Consider the following 22014-nt stretch of genomic DNA (forward strand, 5'->3'; position numbering starts at 1 on the left):
AAACCAATATTTGATAATAGGTTTTAATTAGATTATTATTTGCATTAGTATTAATATGCGCCCTGTCGGCAACAGCCGATACATCTTGCCGCTGAAGACAAAACAGCGGTATCCACCATATCTTTTCTTTGAAAGGAAAAATCATGAAAGCATCACAATTAACCCTCGCCGTCCTTCTGACCGCCGCCTTCGGCTCTGCTTATGCAGTAAAAGTTGAAGGTGGGGATTCAAGTCAAAAACAATTAATTCAAGCTGCCGAATCCGATTCCCTACCCTTCGGTGCAGGTGCGGCGGGCATTAAGGTCAGCACCGGCAACGGCCTGTCCAAATCCATCAACCTCGAAGCCGGCCCCGCGCAGCGCATCCGCAACAAATACGGCAACGCACCTATCAACGGCGGCAATCAGAACGCCAATGTAAACGGTGCGGCCAATCCGAGATACCTCACCCCAGGTGATGTCAATCCCGTAATGGGCTGGTTCAGCTCGAAAAAACTCGGACAAGTTTGGTATGAAAAACGCGCCAACAACACCGAGGTGTTCAGCGTACGCCAAATGGCTGACCCGCTGCTGCCGATTGCACCGAAATTCGGCGGCATGGCCTTTGCCAAAGTGCCGACTGCGGCAACCAACGTCTTCTTCGGCGAATGGGCGCCGCGCAAAGGCAACAGCAATCAGATTGCCAACAGCACGGATTTAAATATGAACGACGGCAAGCGCACGGTTTGGTTCGTGGGTGAGAATCCGACCAAAAACACCAGAAACTTGGCCGCGGCTACCTATAACGTTGTCGGTATCAACAAGCACACGCCGGGCAAAAACGATTTCTATACCGGTGAAATCAAAGCCACATTCGGTACGGGCGACAAAGGTTCTATGAGCGGAGCACTGAAACGCGCGGGCGATAAGGATTTGAGCTTTAACGGTGTTGAAATTACCAACTCCGCTGGCACGTTTAAAAGCGGTGCGGGTAATCATGAAAAAATCCAAGGCCAATTCTACGGCAAAGGCGCGGCAGCTATGGCGGGCTATGCCGAACGCGGCAACGGTAAAGGCGACGACGTAGCCTTCGGCGGCGCGAAAAAATAACCTTGCCCGCTTACGCGATTAGGGAATGCCGGTGTTTTCGGCGTTTGGCCGTCCGTTCCCGCAATCAGGAAAACCGCCGTTTTTTAACCGCAGCCGCAGTAGGCATAAATATACTGCGGCTGACCTGTTTCCGAAATGCCGTGTAAACCTGCATTGCCTTGATGGATTTCTGCTTTTACTTCTTTCAGACGGCCTCCCCGCCCAAAGGACCCCATCCCATGAACCACCGCCTCTGCCTGCTTTTCCTGCCGCTCTGTACGGTCTGCCTTGCCGCCCCGTCCGACGATGCCGCGGACGAACGCCGCCGCCTGCTGGACGAGGGCAGCCGCCAAACGCAGCAATACCGCGAAAGCGGCTGGCTGGACACGGAGCAGGCACGCGGGGAAGTAGAGGAAAACGACGGCTATATTTCGATAGGCGGCGAAATCTACCAAGTCGGCGACACGGCGGAAGAGCTGGAAAGCGCGATTTACCACGCCCTCAATACGCGGCAGTGGCACAAGGTGCGGCAGTTCGCCGCCCGCTACGCCAAACTGCCCCGGCACAAACCCGCGCTGATTCATTTGGCCGATGCGCTGCAAAAACGGGACGAAGGGGATTTCCGCGCGGCGGGGAACAGTTTTCAGACGGCCTTGGAAGCCGAACCCGACAACCCCCGCCTGCTGCTCGAAGCGGGGCGGTTTTATGCCGAAGACAACCAAAACAAAGAGTCCGCCGCCGCCTTTGAGAAAGTTCTGAAAACGGATATTCCCGCAGAAACCCGCCCCATCGTGGAAAACTACCTGTCCGAACTGGGCAAACGCCGCCGCTGGCACGGCCAAATCAGCCTCGGCTACGGCTACAACAGCAATGTAAACCAAGGCAACGGCATCAACCAATGCGTGTGGGAAATCGCGGGCATGTGCCTGATGGAACGCACCCTGCCCGCGCCAACGGATTCGACCTTCTCATCCTATAGCGCGACCGCCGAAAAAACCGTCCCGCTCAAAGGGCATCACGGCGTACAGGTGCGCGGCGTGCTGTACGGCAACCGCTACACGGAAAAAGACAAAGATTCGGCGGCCATGCCGGATTACGGCTATCACAACGGTTCGCTGTACGCGGGATACGCCTATGCCGACGCACGCTCCTCCTTTTCCCTGCTGCCCTATTTCGAATACGACTTCCGCAACCGCCACACCCACTACCGCGCATGGGGTGCAGATGCCGACTGGTCGCGCACACTCTCCCCGCGCTGGCGTATCAATGCCCGTGCCGGCGCGAAAAAGACCGGATACGGCGGACAAAGCAAAACTTATTTTGCCGATTTCAAACAATACGAACTGGGCGGAGGAGCGGAATTTTCCATCACGCCGAAAAGCGGCCTGCTTGCCAACTTCGATGCCGCCCGCAAAGCCTATCCCGAAAAATCCTCTTCCAGCAAAGAATATACGGCACGGCTGGGCGCATACCGGCTGTTTCCGGGCGGTACTTATTTAAACGCCATCCTGCTCTACCGCCGCAGCCTGTATGACGCGGCAAGTTTCGTCAGCGACAACAGGCGGCGGCGCGACAAGCAATACATCATGATGGCTGCGGCGGGTTTTCCGCAATGGAATATCAAAGGCGTATATCCCGAACTGCGCTTCCGCCGCACAATCGCGCGCAGCAACACGGTATATTACCGCTACCGCCAAAACGAATGGCTGTTGAGTTTGAAGTATCGGTTTTGAAGGGAAAGGCCAGCGGATTCGCATTTGAAGTGCAACTTTCCATAACAGAAAAAGGCCGGTATGCGGCAGCATACGGCCTTTCCTGCAAGAAAGATTGTCATGAGCTGCACACAACTGACCCAAGACGAACGATACCATATCCAATACCTATCCCGCTAAAGCCCAACGGCAAAGCCGGCTGACCAAACAGCACCGGCGCAAACCCTATAAGCTCGATTCGCAGCTGATCCAACACATCGACACCCTTATCTGCCGCAAACTCAGTCCCTAACAAGTATGCGCCTACCTGCGCAAACACCACGGGATTACACTCCATCACAGCACCGTTTTCCGTTATTTAACCGGCTTCAACATCGGCAGCACGGCGTCCCAGATGGCGAGAATTTCGGCTTTTCAGTTTTTCGGCTTCGGAAGGCGCGGAATTTCTTTAAAGCATCAGGTGGGATGGTAATTAAAGGGAAACGCTATATTTCTATTCTAACAGGGTATTTCTCAAAACCGCATCCGACAAAAATAAAAAAAGCCGTCTGAAAACGTTTTCAGACGGCCTTCCCCCCACATAAGCCGAACCGGGTTCGGCCTAAAGCAAACGGTTAAAAATCCTTAGTGGTGCGTATGCCCGATTTCAAAAGTCAGTGTGCTGTATGAAGCCTGTTTTTGGCATACTTTTTGGTCGGCATAATCGGCTTTGTATTCCACGCTTGCCTTCCAAAAGCCCTGACGCAGCGGAATGATGTCCACCGTGCCGTCGGCTGCGGTTACATCGTAGAAGGCCTGCGCCTCTACTTTGTGTGATTTTTTGCGGTCGCTCAGGTCGAAGCCTTCGAATGTCGCGGTAACCGGAACATTGGCCAAAGGCTCGCCCTTATAGAGCACTTTTACTTTAAACAGTTCGCCTACGCGCACATTGGCGGGATTATCCAGCGGTACGATTTCCAAAAGATGATCCACAGGGCGCGTAATCACCGCGGTATCCGCGCTGTCATGGCCGACATTGACGATGTTTTTGCCGTACATCCGCGTTTGTTCGCAATATTCGGCATCCGGCATTTCGGTCATATTGACTTTTTTCCAACCGGCTTTGTTTTTCGACCAGAAAGTCGGCTGGTATTCCGCTGTTACCAAAAAGCTGCCTTCGCGTACCGGTTTTTTGCTTTCATATTGGTAATTGAATTCGCCCTTTTGCACCAAATCCTCATGGCCTTTGTCGGTATACAGCCGCATCGGTTTGCTGAAAATATGCAGCCGCTCTTGGGCAATCGGTTCAAATTCGGGGAACTCGCCATAGCCCAGCTGCGCTTTCAAAATTTCGCCGCCGTGGGTATGGTCTGTCTTTACCCAAACGCGGTGTGCATGTGCGGAAAACACGGCAGCCGACAGCACTGCCGCCAATACAACTTGCTTCTTCATTTTTCATCCTGTGTATGACTTGTTTCGATTGTTATATTGTAACCATTTTGGTAAGGTTTTGCCAGTATTTGTTAAAAAAAATATCCGGCCGTATAATTCCCAATTTATACAAACCGATACGGATATCCATATGCACCTTCCGGTAGAAATCAAAATCCTTAATCCGAAAATGGCCGAACAGTTGCCCGCGTATGCCACGCCCGGCTCGGCCGGGCTCGACTTGCGCGCCTGTATAGACACGGCCGCCACCATCAAGCCGGGCGAAACATTCCTCATCCCGACCGGTTTGGCGGTTCATTTGGCCGACCCGGGCTACGCCGCCATGATATTGCCGCGCTCCGGGCTGGGACACAAACACGGCATCGTTTTGGGCAATTTGGTCGGCCTCATCGATTCCGACTATCAGGGCGAACTCAAAGTTTCGGTTTGGAACCGGGGCAACGCGCCGTTTACCGTCGAACCGTTCGAACGCATCGCCCAGATGGTCATCGTCCCCGTCGTGCAGGCCGAATTTAAAATCGTCAACGAATTTGCCGCCAGCCAGCGCGGGGAAGGCGGTTTCGGCAGTACGGGTAAAGCCTAAACTGCTGTTTTAACTATCTATTGCTAGAAATAAACAGGCAGGAGATGCGGTTTGCAAAAAACATGGCGGGTTTGCCGACATCATGAACGGCAAACCCGCTTTTCTATTAGCCTGGGTTTGAATGCCCGCGTCTTGCTGCATGGCATCGGGAACGTATGGCCAGTAAAGTTGAAACAGAATCAGTAAGCCGTAAACGGCACGCGGTAAACCTGCCCGTCCACCGACACATCGGCCAAGAAATCATGCCGTGCTTCGGTACAAAGCGGCAGGCGCACGTTTTGTGCCAGCCAGCCGCCGTCTGCTTGACGGTGTAAGTCATAGCGGTTGAAGCCCATATCCATATCCCGCATCGAAAAACTCACCCACACGGCTTTCTCCGTCCCGCTGCCGGATAAGGCAATATCAAACGGCGTTTTCAAACCCGCAGCCGGCGTAAAACGCAACACGGCGCCGTTTGGCAGCGTGCAGCCGCGGCCTATATCGCATGCCACAGATTCGGCGGCAGGCTGCTGCTGTTGCCACCAATATAGCCCCGCCAGTTTTGCCGCCGCAAACACCAGCAGCAACACCGCCGCCGCCAGCCATTTTCCCTGCCCCTTCATCCTTCAAGCCTTCACATCAAAAAGCGCGATTATACCCCGCCCTCGGAATACGGCGGAAAGGGGGAGTGCCTCAATATCTGATACAATGCCGTCTGAAAAAAACAGCGGATTGAAAAATGAGCATTGCCAACAATAAAAAAGCCTTTCACGACTACTTTATCGAAGACGAACTCGAGGCCGGCCTGGTATTGGACGGCTGGGAAGTCAAAGCCATCCGCGCCGGACGGGTGCAGCTCAAAGAAAGCTACATACACTGGAAAAAAGGGGCATTCTACCTGGTCGGCTGCCACATCACCGCCCTGCCCACCGCTTCCACCCACGTCAAACCCGATCCCGTCCGCCAACGCAAACTACTGTTGAAGCAAAGCGAAATCAACAAGCTCATCGGCAAAGTCGAACGCAGCGGCTATACCCTCGTCCCGCTCAATATGCACTACAAACGCGGCTACATCAAAATGGACATCGGCCTGGCCAAAGGCAAAAAACAACACGACAAACGCCAAAGCATGAAAGAAGCGGACTGGAAACGGGAAAAACAAAGGCTGATGAAAAACAGCCGCTAAACCGCCGGACAACAAAAAGGCCGTCTGAAAAACCTTTTCCGGGTTTTCAGACGGCCTTTAAACTACCGCCCGTCATGCACGGCGGACATAATGCACAAACGCATACTCCAAACCGTTTTCCGCAACATGCGCCTCACGTCCGGCCTCCTGCCAAACCGCCAGATCGATTTCGGGAAAAAAAGCATCCCCCTCCACCCGCAGGCCGATTTCCGTAATCCGCAGGTCGGTGGCCGACGGCATGGCGAGACGGTAAACCTGTTCCCCGCCCATCACCACGATCTCCTCCGCCCCCTCGCACATAGCGACAGCCTGAGCCAGGCCGGAAGCGGTTTCCGCGCCTTCGAACACACCTCCCGCCTGCCTGCTGACCACGATATTGCGGCGGTTCGGCAACGGCTTCTTCGGCAGCGAATCCCAAGTCTTCCTCCCCATCACCACCGGCTTGCCCGACGTATAGGCTTTAAAAAAAGCGAAATCCTCCGGCAAATGCCAAGGCATCGCATTGTCGATACCGATTACATTACCGTCGGCACAGGCGGCAATCAGCGTGATTTTCTGCATAACTCTTCCTTTTTTCAGACGGCCCGCATTATAGCCAAAAAGCACGCCCGCACACCAAACCCCGCCTCATGCTTTTCAGACGGCCTGAAGAATTAAAGCTATAATAAACACCTTGCAACCACCCTGCCGGCCGCAGAGGCCGTCTGAAAAACGGAACCGATAAAATGAAACAGAAAATCATCGAGCAAGCCCGCGCCAAAGGCGCACAAGTTACCGCATTGCGCGAACAGGTGCTGGACATCGTATTGGAGCACGAAGGCGTCATCAAAGCCTACTACGTCCTCTCGCAAATGCAGCAACACAGCAAGACCCCGGTCGCACCGCCCACCGCCTACCGCGCACTGGACTTCTGGGCCGAACTGGGCGTATTGCACAAAATCGCGGCGGTAAACGGCTACGTCTTATGCAGCCACGCCCGCCACAACTGCTGCGAACACGGCCACGCCGAACACACCGGCAGCGGCCACAGCGCCTTCATCCTCGTCTGCACCGAATGCGGCGCGGTGGACGAACAATCCCTGAGCCGACAATGGGGCGACCTCCAGCAGGCAGTCGCCGACACAGGCTTCTCGCTGACCGAAAAACACCTCGTACTGACAGGAATCTGTGCAAAATGCCGATAAAAAAAACCAAAGTCCACCTGATTTCAGGCTTTTTAGGCACAGGCAAAACCACCGCGCTGAAAAGCCTGATGGCGCAAAAAGACCCAAATGAAAAATGGGTGATATTAGTCAACGAATTCGGCGAAATCGGCATCGACGGCGCAGTATTGAGCGACGAAGGCATCCCCGTGGCTGAAATCGCCGGCGGCTGCCTCTGCTGCGCCGCCGGGCCGCAAATGGGCAGCGCGTTGGCCAAACTGCTGCGCAACGAACCCGACCGCATCATGATAGAAGCCAGCGGCCTGGCACACGCCGCCAGCGTCATCGACGAACTCAAAGCCGCCCCCTTCGCCGACCGGCTCGAAATCGCCGCCGTCTTTACAGTGGTCGATCCGCGCCAATTCATCAACCCCGACTACGCCCAGCAAGCCCTGTACAAAGACCAAATCGGCATCTGCGACATCTTGGTCGCCAGCAAAACCGACCTCTGCACCCCCGAACAACTTGCCGAATTCCATGACAAAGCGGCCAAACTGTTCCCGCCGAAAGCCAAAGTGGTCGAAGTGCAAAACGCACAACTCGACATCCAATGGCTGGACATCCCCGTCATCGAAAAATCACGCTACCGCCTCAAAGCCCTGCCCGACAACACCATGGGCTTCCAGTCGCAGGGCTTTACCTTCCCAGCCGGACAAGATTTTGACGGCGAGAGGCTGACTAACTTTTTCAACGACCTACCGAAACTGACCGAAGGCCTCGTCCGCGCTAAAGGCGTCTTCCAAGTGCTCGGCACCTGGGTATGGCTCAACTGGGTGGACGGGCAATGGGGCGCCAACCAAGTCGCCTGGCGGCGCGACAGCCGTTTCGAACTGATTGCCAAATCCTTTGATGCTGACCTGATTGAGCAAAAACTGCGCGACGCATTGGAAAAGTAAACGCGAAAACAAAAAAGGCCGTCTGAAATATCAACTTCTGCGAAGCAAAAGTTGATATTTCAGACGGCCTTTTGGCATTAGATCGGGAGTTGTGCCTTAGTGATGTGCAATACGGCCGGATATTCTGACATTCTTAATTTCTCGAAATTTATCAAAATTCTATTTTTAATCAGCCTAACTGGCCGCAAAAATTTAAAACCCGATTCATAAATCAGAACAGGCATACAACGGCACATTCGCCATCCAGTCCTGTTCCCGATAATCCGCCATCGAAAACCGCAATGCCTGTTCGGGTGCAAACTGTTCCACATAAACTTTCAAGCTCTTCGCTTTCAAATTCTCTTCGGCCTTCACTTCAATCGGTACAACCCCTTGTCCGCGTTGCAGGACGAAATCCACCTCAGCCGTTCCTTTTTCGGTTGCCCAATAGAAGACAGGATTGTCTTGCGTGGCAATCAGTTGTTGCAAAACATATTGTTCGGTCAGCGCACCTTTGAATTCAATAAAAATGCGGTTGCCTTCCAATAGGGTCGCCGCATCCAAATGACTTTGGGCGGCAAGCAGGCCAACATCCAAACCGAAGAGTTTGAAAGCGTTGTCTTGATAGGCGGAAAGCGGCAAATGCGGCTTTTTGACGCGCGGCACGATATGCACCAAGCCGCTGTCTTCAAGCCATTGCAGGGCGGTTTCGTAATCTTTGCTGCGCGCGCCTTTTTGCAGTTGGGCATAAATAAACTTCTTGTTTTCTTTTGCCAGTTGTTCCGGAATCGCATTCCATAAGGCGCGCACACGCTGTACGGTGTGGCCGTCTGAAATGTGTTTAGAAAAATCTTGTTCGTATGCCGTCAGCAAATGTCGCTGCACTTGGCGGACTTCATCTACATTTTGCGTATCAATAAAGGTTTGCACTGCTTCGGGCATCCCACCGACAAAATAGTATTGGCGCAATCGCTCGATATAGCGGCTCTTCATCGCCGAAATCAATGCCCAATCCTTCATCCTAAGCAGCTGAACCAAATTTTCATCGCCAAGTGCAGTCAGAAATTCGTGAAAATCCATCGGGTAAAGCGGTAAAAATTCCACCTTGCCGACGGGAAAAGATACCTGATGGTGCAGCGACACGCCCAACAGCGAACCGGCGGCAACAATATAAAACTGCGGTGCATTTTCATAGAAATATTTGAGCGATGACAGGGCTTGCGGTACTTCTTGAATTTCATCGAAAATCAGCAAAGTATCTTCGGCTTGGATATCCACGCCGCTTTCGATTTTCAAACCGAGCAGCAGGCGGCCGATGTCGTAATCGCCCGAAAACAGGGTTTTCATGCGCGGATTGTTGTCAAAATTGATATAGGCGGTTTTGGCAAAATGCCGTTTGCCGAAATGCTTCATCGCCCAAGTTTTACCAACTTGCCTTGCACCTTGAATAATCAAAGGCTTGCGATTGGCTTTGTGTTTCCACTTTTCTAAAGATTGGATGATTTCGCGCTGCATGATTTCTCTCGAAAACCAAATATCAGGCTGATTATACAGGCTAAAATACATTTTTTCTAAGGAAAATTTATTTTTATAATACATTTTCTCAAACGAAAAAATGGGAGAAAATACATTTTTTTGAATGAAAATCTAAAAGATTTTTTGCTTCACAGATAATAAAGTTTACGAATAGACGGGTTACGAATCGACAGGGAAGACCAGGACGGTTTAAGAAAAAAATAATGAAAATGGATTGAAAGGCCGTCTGAAGACAAGGTTTCAGACGGCCTCTTCTTCCTATTAGGGAAAAACTGTCAGCCTGCTTCCCGCTCCTGCCAGTTGAAACATGCCGCCAAGTCGGTATTGAAATGCGCGCCGATGTTTTGCCGCCTGGCGTATGCGGCTTGGGCGACGGCGAGGCTGCATTCGAGCAGGTTGCGGTTTTCGTATTCGGACGCGGTGTGCGGCTCGGCTTGGTTTTGCTTCCAAAGCCGCAGTTGGGCGATGGCGCGGCGCAGGCCGGTATCGTTGCGGAGAATGCCCAGATGGCGTTGGTTGAACGCTTGCAGGGCGGGGCGGCTGAATGCGCTTTGGATGCCGTCTGAAAAGATGCCTGTTTCGGAGGAGGGGCTTTCAGACGACCTTGGAGACGTTTTGGCTTGGAATGCTTGTCCGTCTGCGATGGCTTGGGCGCAGAGCCTTGCGGTCACGACGCATTCGAGTAGGGAGTTGCTGGCGAGGCGGTTGGCTCCGTGCAGTCCGGTACAAGCGGTTTCGCCCAAGGCGTAGAGCTGCGGCAGGGAGGTTCTGCCGCTGGGGTCGGTTTGGATACCGCCGCAGGTGTAGTGTTGCACGGGGCGAACGGGGATGGCTTGGCGCGTGATGTCCAAACCGCATTGGGACAGGCAGTGCCGATGGATGGACGGGAAATGCTGACGGACGAACTCTGCGGGTTGATGGCTGATGTCGAGCGAGACGAAATCTTGCGTTTGTTTGGCGATTTCGGCGGCGATGGCGCGGGCAACGATGTCGCGCGGCGCGAGTTCGGCGCGGCGGTCGTAATGCGGCATAAACCGTTCACCCGCTTGGTTGGTCAGAATGCCGCCTTCGCCGCGCACGGCTTCGGAAATCAGGAAGGTGCGGCCGTTTTCAGACGACCTTGCCAAGCCTGTGGGGTGGAATTGGATAAATTCGAGGTTTTCGACTGCGCAGCCTGCGCGTATCGCCATGGCGATGGCGTCGCCCGTGCATTCGGGCGGCGTGGTGGTGGCGGCGTAAATCTGTCCCAAGCCGCCGCCTGCAAGTACGGTATGGCGGGCGCGGATGCGGTAGGTTCCTTGCGTTTGGCGGTCGAGGACAGTCAGTCCGCACGCCGCGCCTGATTCGGTTTGGATATCCAACGCCATCTGCTGCTCGTAAACGCGGATGTTCGGGCGGCGGCGTATTTGGGCAATCAGGCTCTGCATGACGGCTTCGCCCGTGTAGTCGGCGACGTGGGCGATTCGGCGGCAGGTATGCCCGCCTTCGCGCGTCAGGTGCAGGTCGTTATGATTCCGGTCGAACGCCACGCCCTGCGCCAACAGCCATTCGATTGCCGGTTTGCCCTGCGACAGGATGGCGCGGACGGCGGCTTCGTCGCACAAACCCGCGCCCGCTTCTAAGGTATCGGCAACGTGTTTTTCGATGTCGTCCTCTCCCGACCACGCCGCCGCAATCCCGCCTTGTGCATGACGGCTGGCGGTGTCGTCCAGCCGGTTTTTGCACAAAATGACGATGCGGAACGATTCAGGCAGCGACAGGGCGAGCGTCAGTGCCGCCAGCCCGTTTCCGGCAATCAATACGTCGCAATCGGTTTGCATGGTGTTTCCTTGTTTGAGAGGTCGTCTGAAACGGTATAGTGGATTAAATTTAAACCAGTACGGCGTTGCCTCGCCTTAGCTCAAAGAGAACGATTCTCTAAGGTGCTGAAGCACCAATTGAATCGGTTCCGTACTATTTGTACTGTCTGCGGCTTCGTCGCCTTGTCCTGATTTAAATTTAATCCACTATAATATTGACGGGCAAATCAGGCGGGCCCCATGCCGTTGAACACATCCCCGCGTTTGAGTCCCGCCGCGAAGTCGAGCATACGCTGCAAAGGCAGTTTGGCGGCTTCGCCCAGTTTTCTTTCCAACAGGATTTCGTTGTGTCCGCTTGTCAGGGCGTATTTGATGCCGCCCAGCGAATTCATTGCCATCCACGGGCAGAACGCGCAGCTTTTGCAGCTTCCGCCGTTGCCCGCAGTCGGGGCGGCGATAAATTCTTTGTCGGGCGCCTGCTTTTGCATTTCGTGCAGGATGCCCAAATCGGTCGCTACGATGAATTTTTTTTCGGGACGCGATACGGCGGCTTTGAGCAGTTTGCTGGTCGAACCGACCACGTCGCCCAATTCAATAACGCTTTGCGGCGATTCAGGATGAACCAGCACCACTGCGTCGGGATGCTCCGCCTTCAGTGCCGCCAGCTCCTGCCCTTTAAATTCGTTGTGGACGATGCACGAACCCTGCCACAACAGCATATCCGCACCCGTTTCGCGGCGGATATAGTCGCCGAGGTGGCGGTCGGGTCCCCAAATCAGCTTCTCGCCGCACGATTTCAAATACGACACGATTTCCAACGCCACCGAAGACGTGACCACCCAATCGGCACGCGCTTTCACGGCAGCGGAAGTGTTGGCGTACACCACCACCGTGCGGTCGGGGTGTTGGTCGCAAAACGCCGAAAACGCCTCTTCCGGGCAACCCAAATCCAAAGAACATTCCGCTTCCAAATCAGGCATCAGCACCGTTTTTTCAGGGCAGAGGATTTTCGCGCTCTCGCCCATGAAGCGCACGCCCGCCACCACCAGCGTATCGGCTTCGTGTTCCGCACCGAAACGCGCCATCTCCAGCGAATCGCCCACGCATCCGCCCGTTTCCAAAGCCAAATCCTGAATCAGCGGATCAACATAATAATGCGCCACCAAGACCGCGTTTTTCTCCTTCAGCAAGGCCTTGATTTCGTCTTTCAGACGGCCTGCCGTCTCGCGGTCGGGCGTGTCGGCAACCTTCGCCCACGCCTGACGGATTTGGCAGGCGGAAGTCGGCGTTTGGATGAGGGGCATATCGTAGTCGAACGAGCGGCGGGCGGCGGTTTGCATGATGTTTCCTTGTAGCTGGTTTTTGAGGCGGCATGAAGGTTTGCCGTCTGTTTTTCAAACTGTTTTTATATTATGCTCAACTTGAGTATAATATGCAAGGTCGTCTGAAAACAGGTTTGAGATACCGCAAAACCGACCCGCTTCGTTCCGACAAACCGCTTTGGTTTACAATAAAGCCTTTCCCACCCGCAGAAAGCCGAGCATGGACGCCTACCCCGAAGCCGAAGCCCCGCCGCAAAGCATCGTCGAGCTGGTTCCCGTATTGATTGCCGTTACCGACGGCGGCCTGCGGGTGTTGACCGTCGCCCAAGGCACGCTCCTGCCCAACGGCCCGCTCTCCCCCCTGCGCAATTCCCTGCAGGCGGGCGTGAAACTGTGGGTCGCCAAGCAGACTTCGCAGCCTATGGGCTATGTGGAACAGCTTTACACCTTTGTCGATACCCACCGCCGCAACGAACACGGTATGCCCGTCTTGTACGTCAGCTACTTGGGGCTGGTGCGCGAGGCAGCCGACAGCATCCTGCATCCCGACGCGAAATGGCAGGACTGCTACGACTATTTCCCGTGGGAAGATTTGCGTACCGACGGCAGGCAGCGCGACGCCGTCGTCAGCCGCCTGCGCATTTGGGCAAACTCGGCGGACACGGAGGAAGTCCGCCAAAAGCGGCTCAAGCGCATTCATTTGTGTTGGGGGGTCGAACCGGAAAACTGGTCGGAAGAATACGTTTTGCAACGCTATGAAATGCTGTATGAAAGCGGCCTGATAGCGGAGGCCGCCGAGCCGCAGGCAAACTTCGACTTCACGCCCACGGGGCAGCCCATGCGCCACGACCACCGCCGCGTGTTGGCGACCGCCCTGTCCCGCCTGCGTGCCAAAATCAAATACCGCCCCGTGATTTTCGAACTGATGCCGCCCGAATTCACGCTGCTGCAACTGCAAAACAGCGTCGAAGCCATCAGCGGCAGATTGCTGCACAAGCAAAACTTCCGCCGCCAGATTCAGCAGCAAAACCTCATCGAGCCGTCGGATACCGGCGTATCGGGCAGCAAAGGCCGTCCCGCGCAGCTTTACCGCTTCCGCGACGACGTCCTGCCCGACAGGCTGATTTCGGACATTGGACTGCCGCTGGGCAGCCGTTAGCCCGTTTTCAGACGGCCTTAAATGAAGTTTTAACCTCGCCGCAACACCAATATTTTTCAACAAAGGAAACCCCATGCCGTCTGAAAACACCCTCTTCCCCCTGCCCGACACCCTGTTGCGCCCCATGGTGGAACAAGCCTTGAGCGAAGATTTGGGCAGGCGCGGCGACATTACGTCCGCCGCCGTCATCGCCCCCGATAAAACCGCCAAACTCTTCCTCGTCAGCCGCGAAAACGGCGTCATCGCCGGCATGGACTTGGCACGTCTTGCCTTTCAGACGATGGATCCGTCCGTCCGCTTACAAGCCGAAATCCACGACGGGCAAGCCGTCTGCGCAGGTCAGACGCTTGCCGCCGTCGAAGGCAACGCCCGCGCGCTGCTCGCCGCCGAACGCACCGCGCTCAACTACCTCACACACTTAAGCGGCATCGCCACCGCCACCGCTCGTGCCGTTGCCGAAGTCGCCGAATACGGCACAGACATCGTGTGCAGCCGCAAAACCATCCCCCTGCTGCGCGTCCTGCAAAAATACGCCGTCAGGGCGGGCGGCGGCGTGAACCACCGCATGGGTTTGGACGACGCCGTACTCATCAAAGACAACCACCTCGCCTATTGCGACAGCATCGCCCAAGCCGTGCGGCAGGCAAAACAGGCGGTCGGACCGTTGACTTGCGTAGAAATCGAAGTGGACACGCTGGCACAACTGGACGAAGCCATCGCAGCGGGCACGGAACGGATTTTGCTAGACAATATGGACGACGAAACCTTGAAAGAAGCAGCAAACCGCTGCCACACGCAAACCGCCCGTCCCCACACCATCTATTGCGAAGCATCGGGCGGCATCGGCTTCGACCGCCTGAAACGCGTAGCACAAACCGGCGTAGACGGCATCGCCCTCGGCTATCTGACCCACAGCAGCCGCTCGTTGGACATAGGCTTGGATTTCGTGGCGTAAGTTCAATTACACATCGATATCCAATTTCCCCCAAAATAGAAAAATAGAAAAGGAGGCCGTCTGAAACCTGTTTTCAGACGGCTTCAAATCCAAATTTCAAAGGCTGGGCTTCAATTGATATGCCGTATCCGCACCCTTCCGCACAATGTCCGCCGCGATTCAAAATCACCCGAACATCGGCTTAAATCGGCTAATTCCGATTTATCTTCATCTATTTTTTCTTAAAATATCATCCGTGCAAGCAACAATCGGTGCAATCGGTTAAAATGGGTCGTCTGAAATTTGTTTGACTGAATTGAGAATACTATGTCCCAACAATACGTCTATTCCATGCTGCGCGTGAGCAAGGTGGTGCCGCCGCAGAAAACCATCATTAAAGATATTTCCCTTTCCTTCTTCCCAGGCGCGAAAATCGGCCTGCTCGGTTTGAACGGCGCGGGCAAGTCCACCGTGCTGCGGATTATGGCGGGTGTGGATAAGGAATTTGAGGGCGAGGCCGTGCCGATGGGCGGCATCAAAATCGGCTATCTGCCGCAAGAGCCGGAGCTTGATCCTGAAAAAACCGTGCGCGAGGAAGTGGAAAGCGGTTTGGGCGAGGTGGCCGCCGCGCAGAAACGTTTGGAAGAAGTGTATGCCGAGTATGCCAATCCCGATGCGGATTTTGACTCGCTGGCGGAAGAGCAGGGCCGCTTGGAAGCGATTATCGCGGCGGGTTCGTCCACGGGCGGCGGTGCGGAACACGAATTGGAAATTGCCGCCGATGCGCTGCGCCTGCCGGAATGGGATGCCAAAATCGGCCATCTGTCCGGCGGTGAAAAACGCCGTGTTGCCTTGTGCAAACTCTTGTTGAGCAAGCCCGATATGCTGCTGCTGGACGAGCCGACCAACCACTTGGATGCGGAATCGGTCGAATGGCTGGAGCAATTCTTGGTGCGCTTCCCCGGCACAGTCGTTGCCGTAACGCACGACCGCTACTTCCTCGATAACGCCGCCGAATGGATTTTGGAACTCGACCGCGGCCACGGTATTCCGTGGAAAGGCAATTACTCGTCTTGGCTGGAGCAGAAAGAAAAACGCTTGGAAAACGAGGCAAAATCCGAAGCCGCGCGCGTGAAGGCGATGAAACAGGAACTGGAATGGGTGCGCCAAAATGCCAAAGGCCGCCAAGCCAAGTCCAAAGCGCGTTTGGCGCGTTTTGAAGAAATGAGCAACTACGAATACCAAAAACGCAATGAAACGCAGGAAATCTTTATTCCCGTCGCCGAGCGTTTGGGTAACGAAGTGATTGAATTTGTGAATGTTTCCAAATCGTTTGGCGACAAGGTGCTGATTGACGATTTGAGCTTCAAAGTGCCTGCGGGCGCGATTGTCGGCATCATCGGCCCGAACGGCGCGGGTAAATCGACGCTGTTTAAAATGATTGCGGGCAAAGAACAGCCTGATTCCGGCGAAGTGAAAATCGGGCAAACCGTGAAAATGAGCCTGATTGACCAAAGCCGCGAAGGTTTGCAAAACGACAAAACCGTGTTCGACAACATCGCCGAAGGCCGAGATATTTTGCAGGTCGGACAGTTTGAAATCCCCGCACGCCAATATTTGGGACGCTTTAACTTTAAAGGCAGCGACCAAAGCAAAATCGCGGGGCAGCTTTCCGGCGGCGAACGCGGAAGGCTGCACTTGGCGAAAACCTTGTTGAGCGGCGGCAATGTGTTGCTGCTGGACGAGCCGTCCAACGATTTGGACGTGGAAACCCTGCGCGCGCTGGAAGATGCATTGCTGGAATTTGCCGGCAGCGTGATGGTCATTTCGCACGACCGCTGGTTCCTCGACCGCATCGCCACGCATATTCTGGCGTGCGAAGGCGATTCGAAATGGGTGTTCTTCGACGGCAACTATCAGGAATATGAAGCCGATAAGAAACGCCGTTTGGGCGAAGAGGGTGCGAAACCGAAACGGATTAAATATAAACCGGTAACGCGTTGATTCTTTCTTTTAGTGATGAAAGGCCGTCTGAAAAGTAAAACAGTTTTTCAGACGGCCTCTTATCAAGCAGAGAAAAGAAATAAGCGGCAGGGCGGCAAACAGGCCAAGAGGCCGTCTGAAAAAAGCATATGCCCAAGCCCCCTGCCCGCTTCTGACATAAAGCAAAACCATACCGCATACATGCCGTTATAATGCCGCCGTTTTCAGACAGCCTGAAAGAACCTCCCCACACACAGAGTATCACCATGAAAAAACTTCTCCTCATCGGCGCAATCCTGATGCAACCCGTTTACGGCGCAAAACTCCCTACCTCCGTAGACAGCGAATTGCAGGAACTGGCCCGCTTCTGCCGCCTTTTGGGCGGCCGGCCGCACGGTTTCCAACAGGCTGTCGAACGGGCCGACCTCAACGGAGACGGCATCACCGACTATGTCCTCGACGATAGCGAACTGCAATGCTACGGCGCGACCGGTTCGGTGGGAATGTTCGGCAACCGCAACGGCGGCGGCGTTACCGTTTTTCTCGGCCGTGCGGATGGAAAAGCCGAAAAAGCATTTTATTACAGCGCGTTCGGTGCAAAAATCGATTATGTCGGCAAACAGGCGAAACTTTACCTCGGCATGGCGGGCACATACTGCGGCCAAACGCCCGAAAGCGAAAAACGGGACGGCTATGAAAAATGCAGCCGACCGTTGAAATGGAACGACAAATCGCGCCGGTTTCAAATCGACATGCAAACCAAGCGTACCGCCCTGCATTGGTGGTAACCCGTCTTTCAGACGGCCTGAAACGCACGGTTTATGCTACAATCGCGCGTTAAATTTTCTTTACTGAATTCAGGAAAAACCATGAGCTTGAAATGCGGCATCGTCGGCCTGCCCAACGTCGGCAAATCCACCCTCTTTAACGCGCTGACCCAATCGGGCATCGAAGCGGCGAACTATCCCTTCTGCACCATCGAACCCAACGTCGGCATCGTCGAAGTACCCGACCCGCGCATGGCGGAGCTGGCGAAAATCGTCAATCCGCAAAAAATGCAGCCTGCCATCGTCGAGTTCGTCGACATTGCCGGTTTGGTTGCAGGCGCGAGCAAAGGCGAAGGCTTGGGCAACCAGTTCCTCGCCAACATCCGCGAAACCGACGCCATCGTCAACGTCGTGCGCTGCTTTGACGATGACAACATTGTCCACGTCGCAGGCAAAGTCGATCCGATTGCCGACATCGAAACCATCGGCACCGAACTAGCCCTTGCCGACCTCGCCAGCGTCGAAAAAGCCATTGTCCGCGAAGAAAAACGCGCCCGCTCAGGCGACAAAGACGCGCAAAAACTGGTCGAGCTGTGCAAAAAACTGCTGCCGCATCTGGACGAAGGCAAACCCGTCCGCTCCTTCGGTTTGGACGCGGAAGAACTCGCCATGCTCAAACCGCTGTTCCTGCTTACCGCCAAACCCGCCATGTATGTCGGCAACGTTGCTGAAGACGGTTTTGAAAACAATCCGCACCTCGACCGCCTGAAAGAATTGGCTGAAAAAGAAAACGCCCCCGTCGTTGCCGTTTGCGCCGCGATGGAGAGCGAAATCGCCGAATTGGAAGAAGACGAAAAAGCCGAATTCCTCGCTGAAATGGGCTTGGAAGAACCCGGCCTGAACCGCCTGATTCGTGCCGGCTACGATCTCTTGGGCCTGCAAACCTACTTCACCGCCGGCGTCAAAGAAGTCCGCGCCTGGACCATTCACAAAGGCGACACCGCCCCGCAAGCCGCCGGCGTCATCCACACCGACTTCGAACGCGGCTTCATCCGCGCTCAAGTCATTTCCTACAACGATTTTGTCTCACTCGGCGGCGAAGCCAAAGCCAAAGAAGCCGGCAAAATGCGCGTAGAAGGCAAGGAATATGTCGTACAGGACGGGGATGTGATGCACTTCCTGTTTAACGTGTAAACCAGGTAACTGCTTTTCAGACGGCCTTCTGCCAAAAGAAGCCGTCTGAAATACATTACTCCGCCGTTTAACCGACAAGGAAGTTATCCATGAAGAAAACCGTTCTCTGCATAGCTTTATCCCTCGCCGCAGCAAACGTTCAGGCGCAAACGCCGCAGCAAATCGTACAGAAGTTTTATCCGAAATATTCGCAAAAATACCGCTGTTACCAAGTAAACGTCAAAGACAAGGGCGAATATTGCGTGCACCAAACCAAAAGCGAAACGCGCCAAACCGCGCAGGGTAAACTGACCTACCTGCTGTTTACCGGCGATGTATTCGATTTTGAAAAAGGCATAAAAGACGGCTCACACGCCCAATCCGGTTTGGCCGGCGTATTTGTCTTGAAACAGGCAGGAACCGACTGGAAACTCCTCGCCGCACAACCGCATGGCTGGGCCGGATCGTTTGGCAATGCACCCGATGCAAAATATTGGTCGTTGCATGAATTCGGCAAAGACAAATGGGGCTTTTTAACCCAGCATTACGATATCCATCAGGGCTATTCGGGTACGACCTATCTGCTGTTTGCCCATGACGGCGCAAGAAAAATCATAGAAGACGGCATCAATGCCGAGGCAGACAACGCGGGTGCGTTGGGCAACTGTTCCGACAATCTTTATGAAGACCGCAAAAACACCGCTGCCGAACGGCGCGAATGCCTGGACAAACTGTACAGCCTGTCTTCCAAAATCAAAATATTGAAAGACGGCAAAACAAGCGCGGGCTTCTATCCGCTGCAACTGACCGTATCCGGCTTCGACGGTGCAAAAAAATACCGCAATACGACCTTTATCTTCAACTATAACGCCGCCAAAGGGCATTACAGCACTCCAAAAGGCTATCCGCTGGCAGATAAGCAATTCTAATTTTTCAGACGGCCTCCCCATGCTTCAAGGCCGTCTGAAAACGGGTTTTGCACAGGCCGCTTTCCGACAACCTTCCGCCTTTCGAAAGGATTAACATGAAAATCAGCAGCTTCGGCGAAGTTTTATGGGACGACTTTCCCGACGGGAAAGTATTAGGCGGCGCACCTTTAAATATATTGGTCCGCCTGGGCGGACTGGGTGCGGAATGCAGCATCATCAGCCGCAAAGGCAACGATAAAGACGGCGAACAGCTTCTGAGCTTAATCGAAGCCAAAAACGTGGCCGTTGATTTAATTCAGACCGATGATGAACACGCCACCAGCTTGGTCAAAGTCATACTTCAGCCAGACGGCAGCGCGTCTTACGACATCGTTTATCCCTGCGCATGGGACAAAATTACCGTTACAGAAGAAGCCCTGCTCCGCGTAGCCGAATCCGATGCCTTCGTATTCGGCAGCCTGTCCACTCGGGACCCGGTATCCCGCGCAACCTTGTCCGAATTGCTGCCCGCCGCCCGCTTCCGCGTTTTCGATGTCAATCTGCGCAAACCGCACTACGACACAGAACGGGTACGCGGACTGATGAAACAGGCCGATTTGGTCAAACTCAACGACGACGAACTCTACGAACTGGCCGAAGCTTTCGGTTCGCCATACCGCAGCCTGGAACAAAATATGCGCTATTTGGCCGGGCATACCGGTACCCCGCACCTCTGCGTTACATTAGGCGCACATGGCGCGGTGTATCTGAATAACGGCCGATTCCATGCCCATCACGGCTACCGCGTCAAAGTAGCCGATACGGTCGGTTCGGGAGACAGCTTTTTGGCAGGCTTTATTTTCAAACTGCTCTCCGGCAGCCCGCCCGAAGAGATACTGGCTTTCGCCTGTGCAATGGGTGCTTTGAACGCCTCATTGCATGGCGCAACGCCCGATTTGCCGTACGATGGCATTATGCAACTGGTGCGGCAACAATAAACCGCCCTATCCGATTAACCTTCCGATAATACTTTTCAGACGGCCTGCATGATTCAAAGGCCGTCTGAAAAAAGCACTACTCAAGGAATATCAGTGAAATCAATTATCCAAGACCTACAATCGCGCGGCCTTATCGCGCAAACTACCGACATCGAAGCCTTAGATGCTTTGTTGAACGAACAAAAAATCTCCCTCTACTGCGGTTTCGACCCGACCGCCGACAGCCTGCATATCGGCCACTTGCTGCCCGTGTTGGCATTGCGCCGTTTCCAGCAGGCGGGGCATACGCCGATTGCTTTGGTGGGCGGCGCGACCGGTATGATCGGCGACCCCAGCTTCAAAGCGGTGGAGCGCAGCTTGAATTCCGCCGAAACCGTTGCCGGCTGGGTAGAAAACATCCGCAACCAACTGAAACCGTTTTTGAGCTTTGAAGGCGAAAACGCCGCCATTATGGCGAACAACGCCGACTGGTTCGGCAGCATGAACTGCCTCGACTTCCTGCGCGACATCGGCAAGCATTTCTCCGTCAACGCCATGCTGAACAAGGAATCCGTCAAACAGCGTATCGAGCGCGACGACGTAGGCATTTCCTTCACCGAGTTCGCCTATTCCCTGCTGCAAGGCTACGACTTTGCCGAATTGAACAAACGTCATGGCGCGGTTTTGGAAATCGGCGGCTCCGACCAATGGGGCAACATCACCGCCGGTATCGACCTGACCCGCCGCCTGAACCAAAAACAAGTATTCGGTCTGACCCTGCCGCTGGTCACCAAATCCGACGGCACCAAATTTGGCAAAACCGAAGGCGGCGCGGTATGGCTGAACGCGAAGAAAACCTCGCCGTATCAGTTCTACCAGTTCTGGCTGAAAGTTGCCGATGCCGATGTGTATAAATTCCTGAAATACTTCACCTTCCTGTCCATCGAAGAAATCGACGCCATCGAAGCGAAAGACAAAGCCAGCGGCACCAAGCCCGAAGCGCAACGCATCCTCGCCGAAGAAATGACCCGCCTGATTCACGGAGAAGCCGCCCTGCAAGCTGCACAGCGCATTTCCGAAAGCCTGTTTGCCGAAGACCAAAGCAGCCTGACGGAAAGCGACTTCGAACAGCTCGCCCTCGACGGCCTGCCCGCATTTGAAGTTTCAGACGACCTCAACGTCGTCGAAGCCTTGGTCAAAACCGGCTTGGCCTCGTCCAACAAAGAAGCGCGCGGTTTTGTGAACAGCAAAGCGGTATTGCTCAACGGACAAGCCGCCGAATCGAACAACCCGAACCACGCCGCCGAACGCCCCGATGATGCCTATCTGTTGACCGACGCGCACAAACGTTTCGGCAAATACACCATCGTACGACGCGGCAAACGCAACCACGCGCTCTTGGTTTGGAAATAAGCCTTAAA

At 54.5% G+C, this 22014-nt stretch carries 20 protein-coding genes and 1 pseudogene; 15 read left to right on the forward strand and 6 right to left on the reverse strand.

Annotation, left to right across the window (positions count from 1 at the left end):
* Positions 1–143 precede the first annotated feature (143 nt).
* From ACTHSL_RS02705 to ACTHSL_RS02715, 3 genes and pseudogenes are all read left to right on the forward strand, one after another.
* The gene (locus tag ACTHSL_RS02705) at positions 144–1088 is read left to right on the forward strand and encodes a Slam-dependent surface lipoprotein (RefSeq protein WP_440380243.1); all 945 of its coding nucleotides are present in this window, start codon (positions 144–146) and stop codon (positions 1086–1088) included.
* A 218-nt stretch (positions 1089–1306) separates the two neighbouring features.
* A complete protein-coding gene (locus ACTHSL_RS02710) occupies positions 1307–2800 on the forward strand; it encodes a surface lipoprotein assembly modifier (RefSeq protein ID WP_440380244.1) in 1494 nt (497 codons plus the stop codon).
* A gap of 99 nt (positions 2801–2899) precedes the next feature.
* A pseudogene (locus ACTHSL_RS02715) lies at positions 2900–3185 on the forward strand (helix-turn-helix domain-containing protein); the annotation flags it as partial.
* A gap of 218 nt (positions 3186–3403) precedes the next feature.
* Here ACTHSL_RS02715 and ACTHSL_RS02720 read toward each other — a convergent pair.
* Positions 3404–4210, reverse strand: coding sequence for a DUF4198 domain-containing protein (locus ACTHSL_RS02720; protein ID WP_440380245.1), 807 nt, complete (start codon positions 4208–4210; stop codon positions 3404–3406).
* Between the two features lie 130 nt (positions 4211–4340).
* On the opposite strand from ACTHSL_RS02720, the gene dut reads away from it, so the two are divergent.
* Complete coding sequence (gene dut, locus ACTHSL_RS02725) at positions 4341–4793, forward strand: dUTP diphosphatase (protein WP_049249351.1); 453 nt, start codon at positions 4341–4343, stop codon at positions 4791–4793.
* A gap of 179 nt (positions 4794–4972) precedes the next feature.
* Here dut and ACTHSL_RS02730 read toward each other — a convergent pair whose 3' ends face one another.
* Positions 4973–5395 carry a hypothetical protein gene (locus tag ACTHSL_RS02730; protein ID WP_440380246.1) on the reverse strand — a complete coding sequence of 141 codons (423 nt, stop codon included), beginning with the start codon at positions 5393–5395 and terminating at the stop codon, positions 4973–4975.
* Positions 5396–5511: 116 nt separating this feature from the next.
* Here ACTHSL_RS02730 and smpB point away from each other — a divergent pair, with 116 nt between their 5' ends.
* Positions 5512–5958: an SsrA-binding protein SmpB gene (gene smpB / locus ACTHSL_RS02735; protein WP_041961407.1), complete on the forward strand. Its 447-nt coding sequence runs from the start codon at positions 5512–5514 to the stop codon at positions 5956–5958.
* A gap of 72 nt (positions 5959–6030) precedes the next feature.
* On the opposite strand, the gene ACTHSL_RS02740 is transcribed toward smpB, so the two are convergent.
* Positions 6031–6519, reverse strand: a complete 489-nt coding sequence (locus tag ACTHSL_RS02740) for a dihydrofolate reductase (RefSeq protein ID WP_440380247.1) — start codon at positions 6517–6519, stop codon at positions 6031–6033.
* Positions 6520–6683: 164 nt separating this feature from the next.
* On the opposite strand from ACTHSL_RS02740, the gene ACTHSL_RS02745 reads away from it, so the two are divergent.
* Positions 6684–7142, forward strand: coding sequence for a Fur family transcriptional regulator (locus tag ACTHSL_RS02745; protein WP_003770176.1), 459 nt, complete (start codon positions 6684–6686; stop codon positions 7140–7142).
* Positions 7133–8056 carry a CobW family GTP-binding protein gene (locus tag ACTHSL_RS02750; protein WP_107918471.1) on the forward strand — a complete coding sequence of 308 codons (924 nt, stop codon included), beginning with the start codon at positions 7133–7135 and terminating at the stop codon, positions 8054–8056. Before ACTHSL_RS02745 ends, ACTHSL_RS02750 begins: the two co-directional genes overlap by 10 nt.
* A gap of 204 nt (positions 8057–8260) precedes the next feature.
* On the opposite strand, the gene ACTHSL_RS02755 is transcribed toward ACTHSL_RS02750, so the two are convergent.
* The 3 genes from ACTHSL_RS02755 to nadA all read right to left on the reverse strand — a co-directional run bounded on the left by ACTHSL_RS02755 (position 8261) and on the right by nadA (position 12710).
* Positions 8261–9550: an ATP-binding protein gene (locus tag ACTHSL_RS02755; protein ID WP_440380248.1), complete on the reverse strand. Its 1290-nt coding sequence runs from the start codon at positions 9548–9550 to the stop codon at positions 8261–8263.
* 296 nt (positions 9551–9846) lie between these two features.
* Positions 9847–11391 carry an L-aspartate oxidase gene (nadB, locus tag ACTHSL_RS02760; RefSeq protein ID WP_440380249.1) on the reverse strand — a complete coding sequence of 515 codons (1545 nt, stop codon included), beginning with the start codon at positions 11389–11391 and terminating at the stop codon, positions 9847–9849.
* A gap of 206 nt (positions 11392–11597) precedes the next feature.
* Positions 11598–12710 (reverse strand): quinolinate synthase NadA, encoded by a 1113-nt coding sequence (gene nadA / locus ACTHSL_RS02765; protein WP_440380250.1) that lies wholly within the window; start codon positions 12708–12710, stop codon positions 11598–11600.
* Positions 12711–12912: 202 nt separating this feature from the next.
* On the opposite strand from nadA, the gene ACTHSL_RS02770 reads away from it, so the two are divergent.
* The 8 genes from ACTHSL_RS02770 to tyrS all read left to right on the forward strand — a co-directional run bounded on the left by ACTHSL_RS02770 (position 12913) and on the right by tyrS (position 22006).
* Positions 12913–13851, forward strand: a complete 939-nt coding sequence (locus ACTHSL_RS02770) for an NUDIX hydrolase (RefSeq protein ID WP_440380251.1) — start codon at positions 12913–12915, stop codon at positions 13849–13851.
* A gap of 73 nt (positions 13852–13924) precedes the next feature.
* Positions 13925–14806, forward strand: a complete 882-nt coding sequence (gene nadC / locus ACTHSL_RS02775; protein WP_440380252.1) for a carboxylating nicotinate-nucleotide diphosphorylase — start codon at positions 13925–13927, stop codon at positions 14804–14806.
* Positions 14807–15112: 306 nt separating this feature from the next.
* On the forward strand, positions 15113–16789 hold the full coding sequence (gene ettA / locus ACTHSL_RS02780) for an energy-dependent translational throttle protein EttA (protein WP_440380253.1): 1677 nt from the start codon (positions 15113–15115) through the stop codon (positions 16787–16789).
* Positions 16790–17034: 245 nt separating this feature from the next.
* Entirely contained in the window at positions 17035–17556 is a 522-nt protein-coding gene (locus tag ACTHSL_RS02785; protein ID WP_049248535.1) for a hypothetical protein, read from the forward strand.
* An 81-nt stretch (positions 17557–17637) separates the two neighbouring features.
* Positions 17638–18729 (forward strand): redox-regulated ATPase YchF, encoded by a 1092-nt coding sequence (ychF, locus tag ACTHSL_RS02790; RefSeq protein ID WP_440380254.1) that lies wholly within the window; start codon positions 17638–17640, stop codon positions 18727–18729.
* A gap of 89 nt (positions 18730–18818) precedes the next feature.
* Positions 18819–19637 (forward strand): hypothetical protein, encoded by an 819-nt coding sequence (locus ACTHSL_RS02795; protein WP_440380255.1) that lies wholly within the window; start codon positions 18819–18821, stop codon positions 19635–19637.
* Positions 19638–19732: 95 nt separating this feature from the next.
* Positions 19733–20614 carry a carbohydrate kinase family protein gene (locus ACTHSL_RS02800; protein ID WP_440380256.1) on the forward strand — a complete coding sequence of 294 codons (882 nt, stop codon included), beginning with the start codon at positions 19733–19735 and terminating at the stop codon, positions 20612–20614.
* A 48-nt stretch (positions 20615–20662) separates the two neighbouring features.
* On the forward strand, positions 20663–22006 hold the full coding sequence (tyrS, locus tag ACTHSL_RS02805) for a tyrosine--tRNA ligase (protein ID WP_440380257.1): 1344 nt from the start codon (positions 20663–20665) through the stop codon (positions 22004–22006).
* The last annotated feature ends 8 nt before the right edge of the window (positions 22007–22014 follow it).

This window comes from Neisseria sp. P0008.S010, assembly GCF_051962715.1.
GTDB lineage: Bacteria > Pseudomonadota > Gammaproteobacteria > Burkholderiales > Neisseriaceae > Neisseria > Neisseria elongata.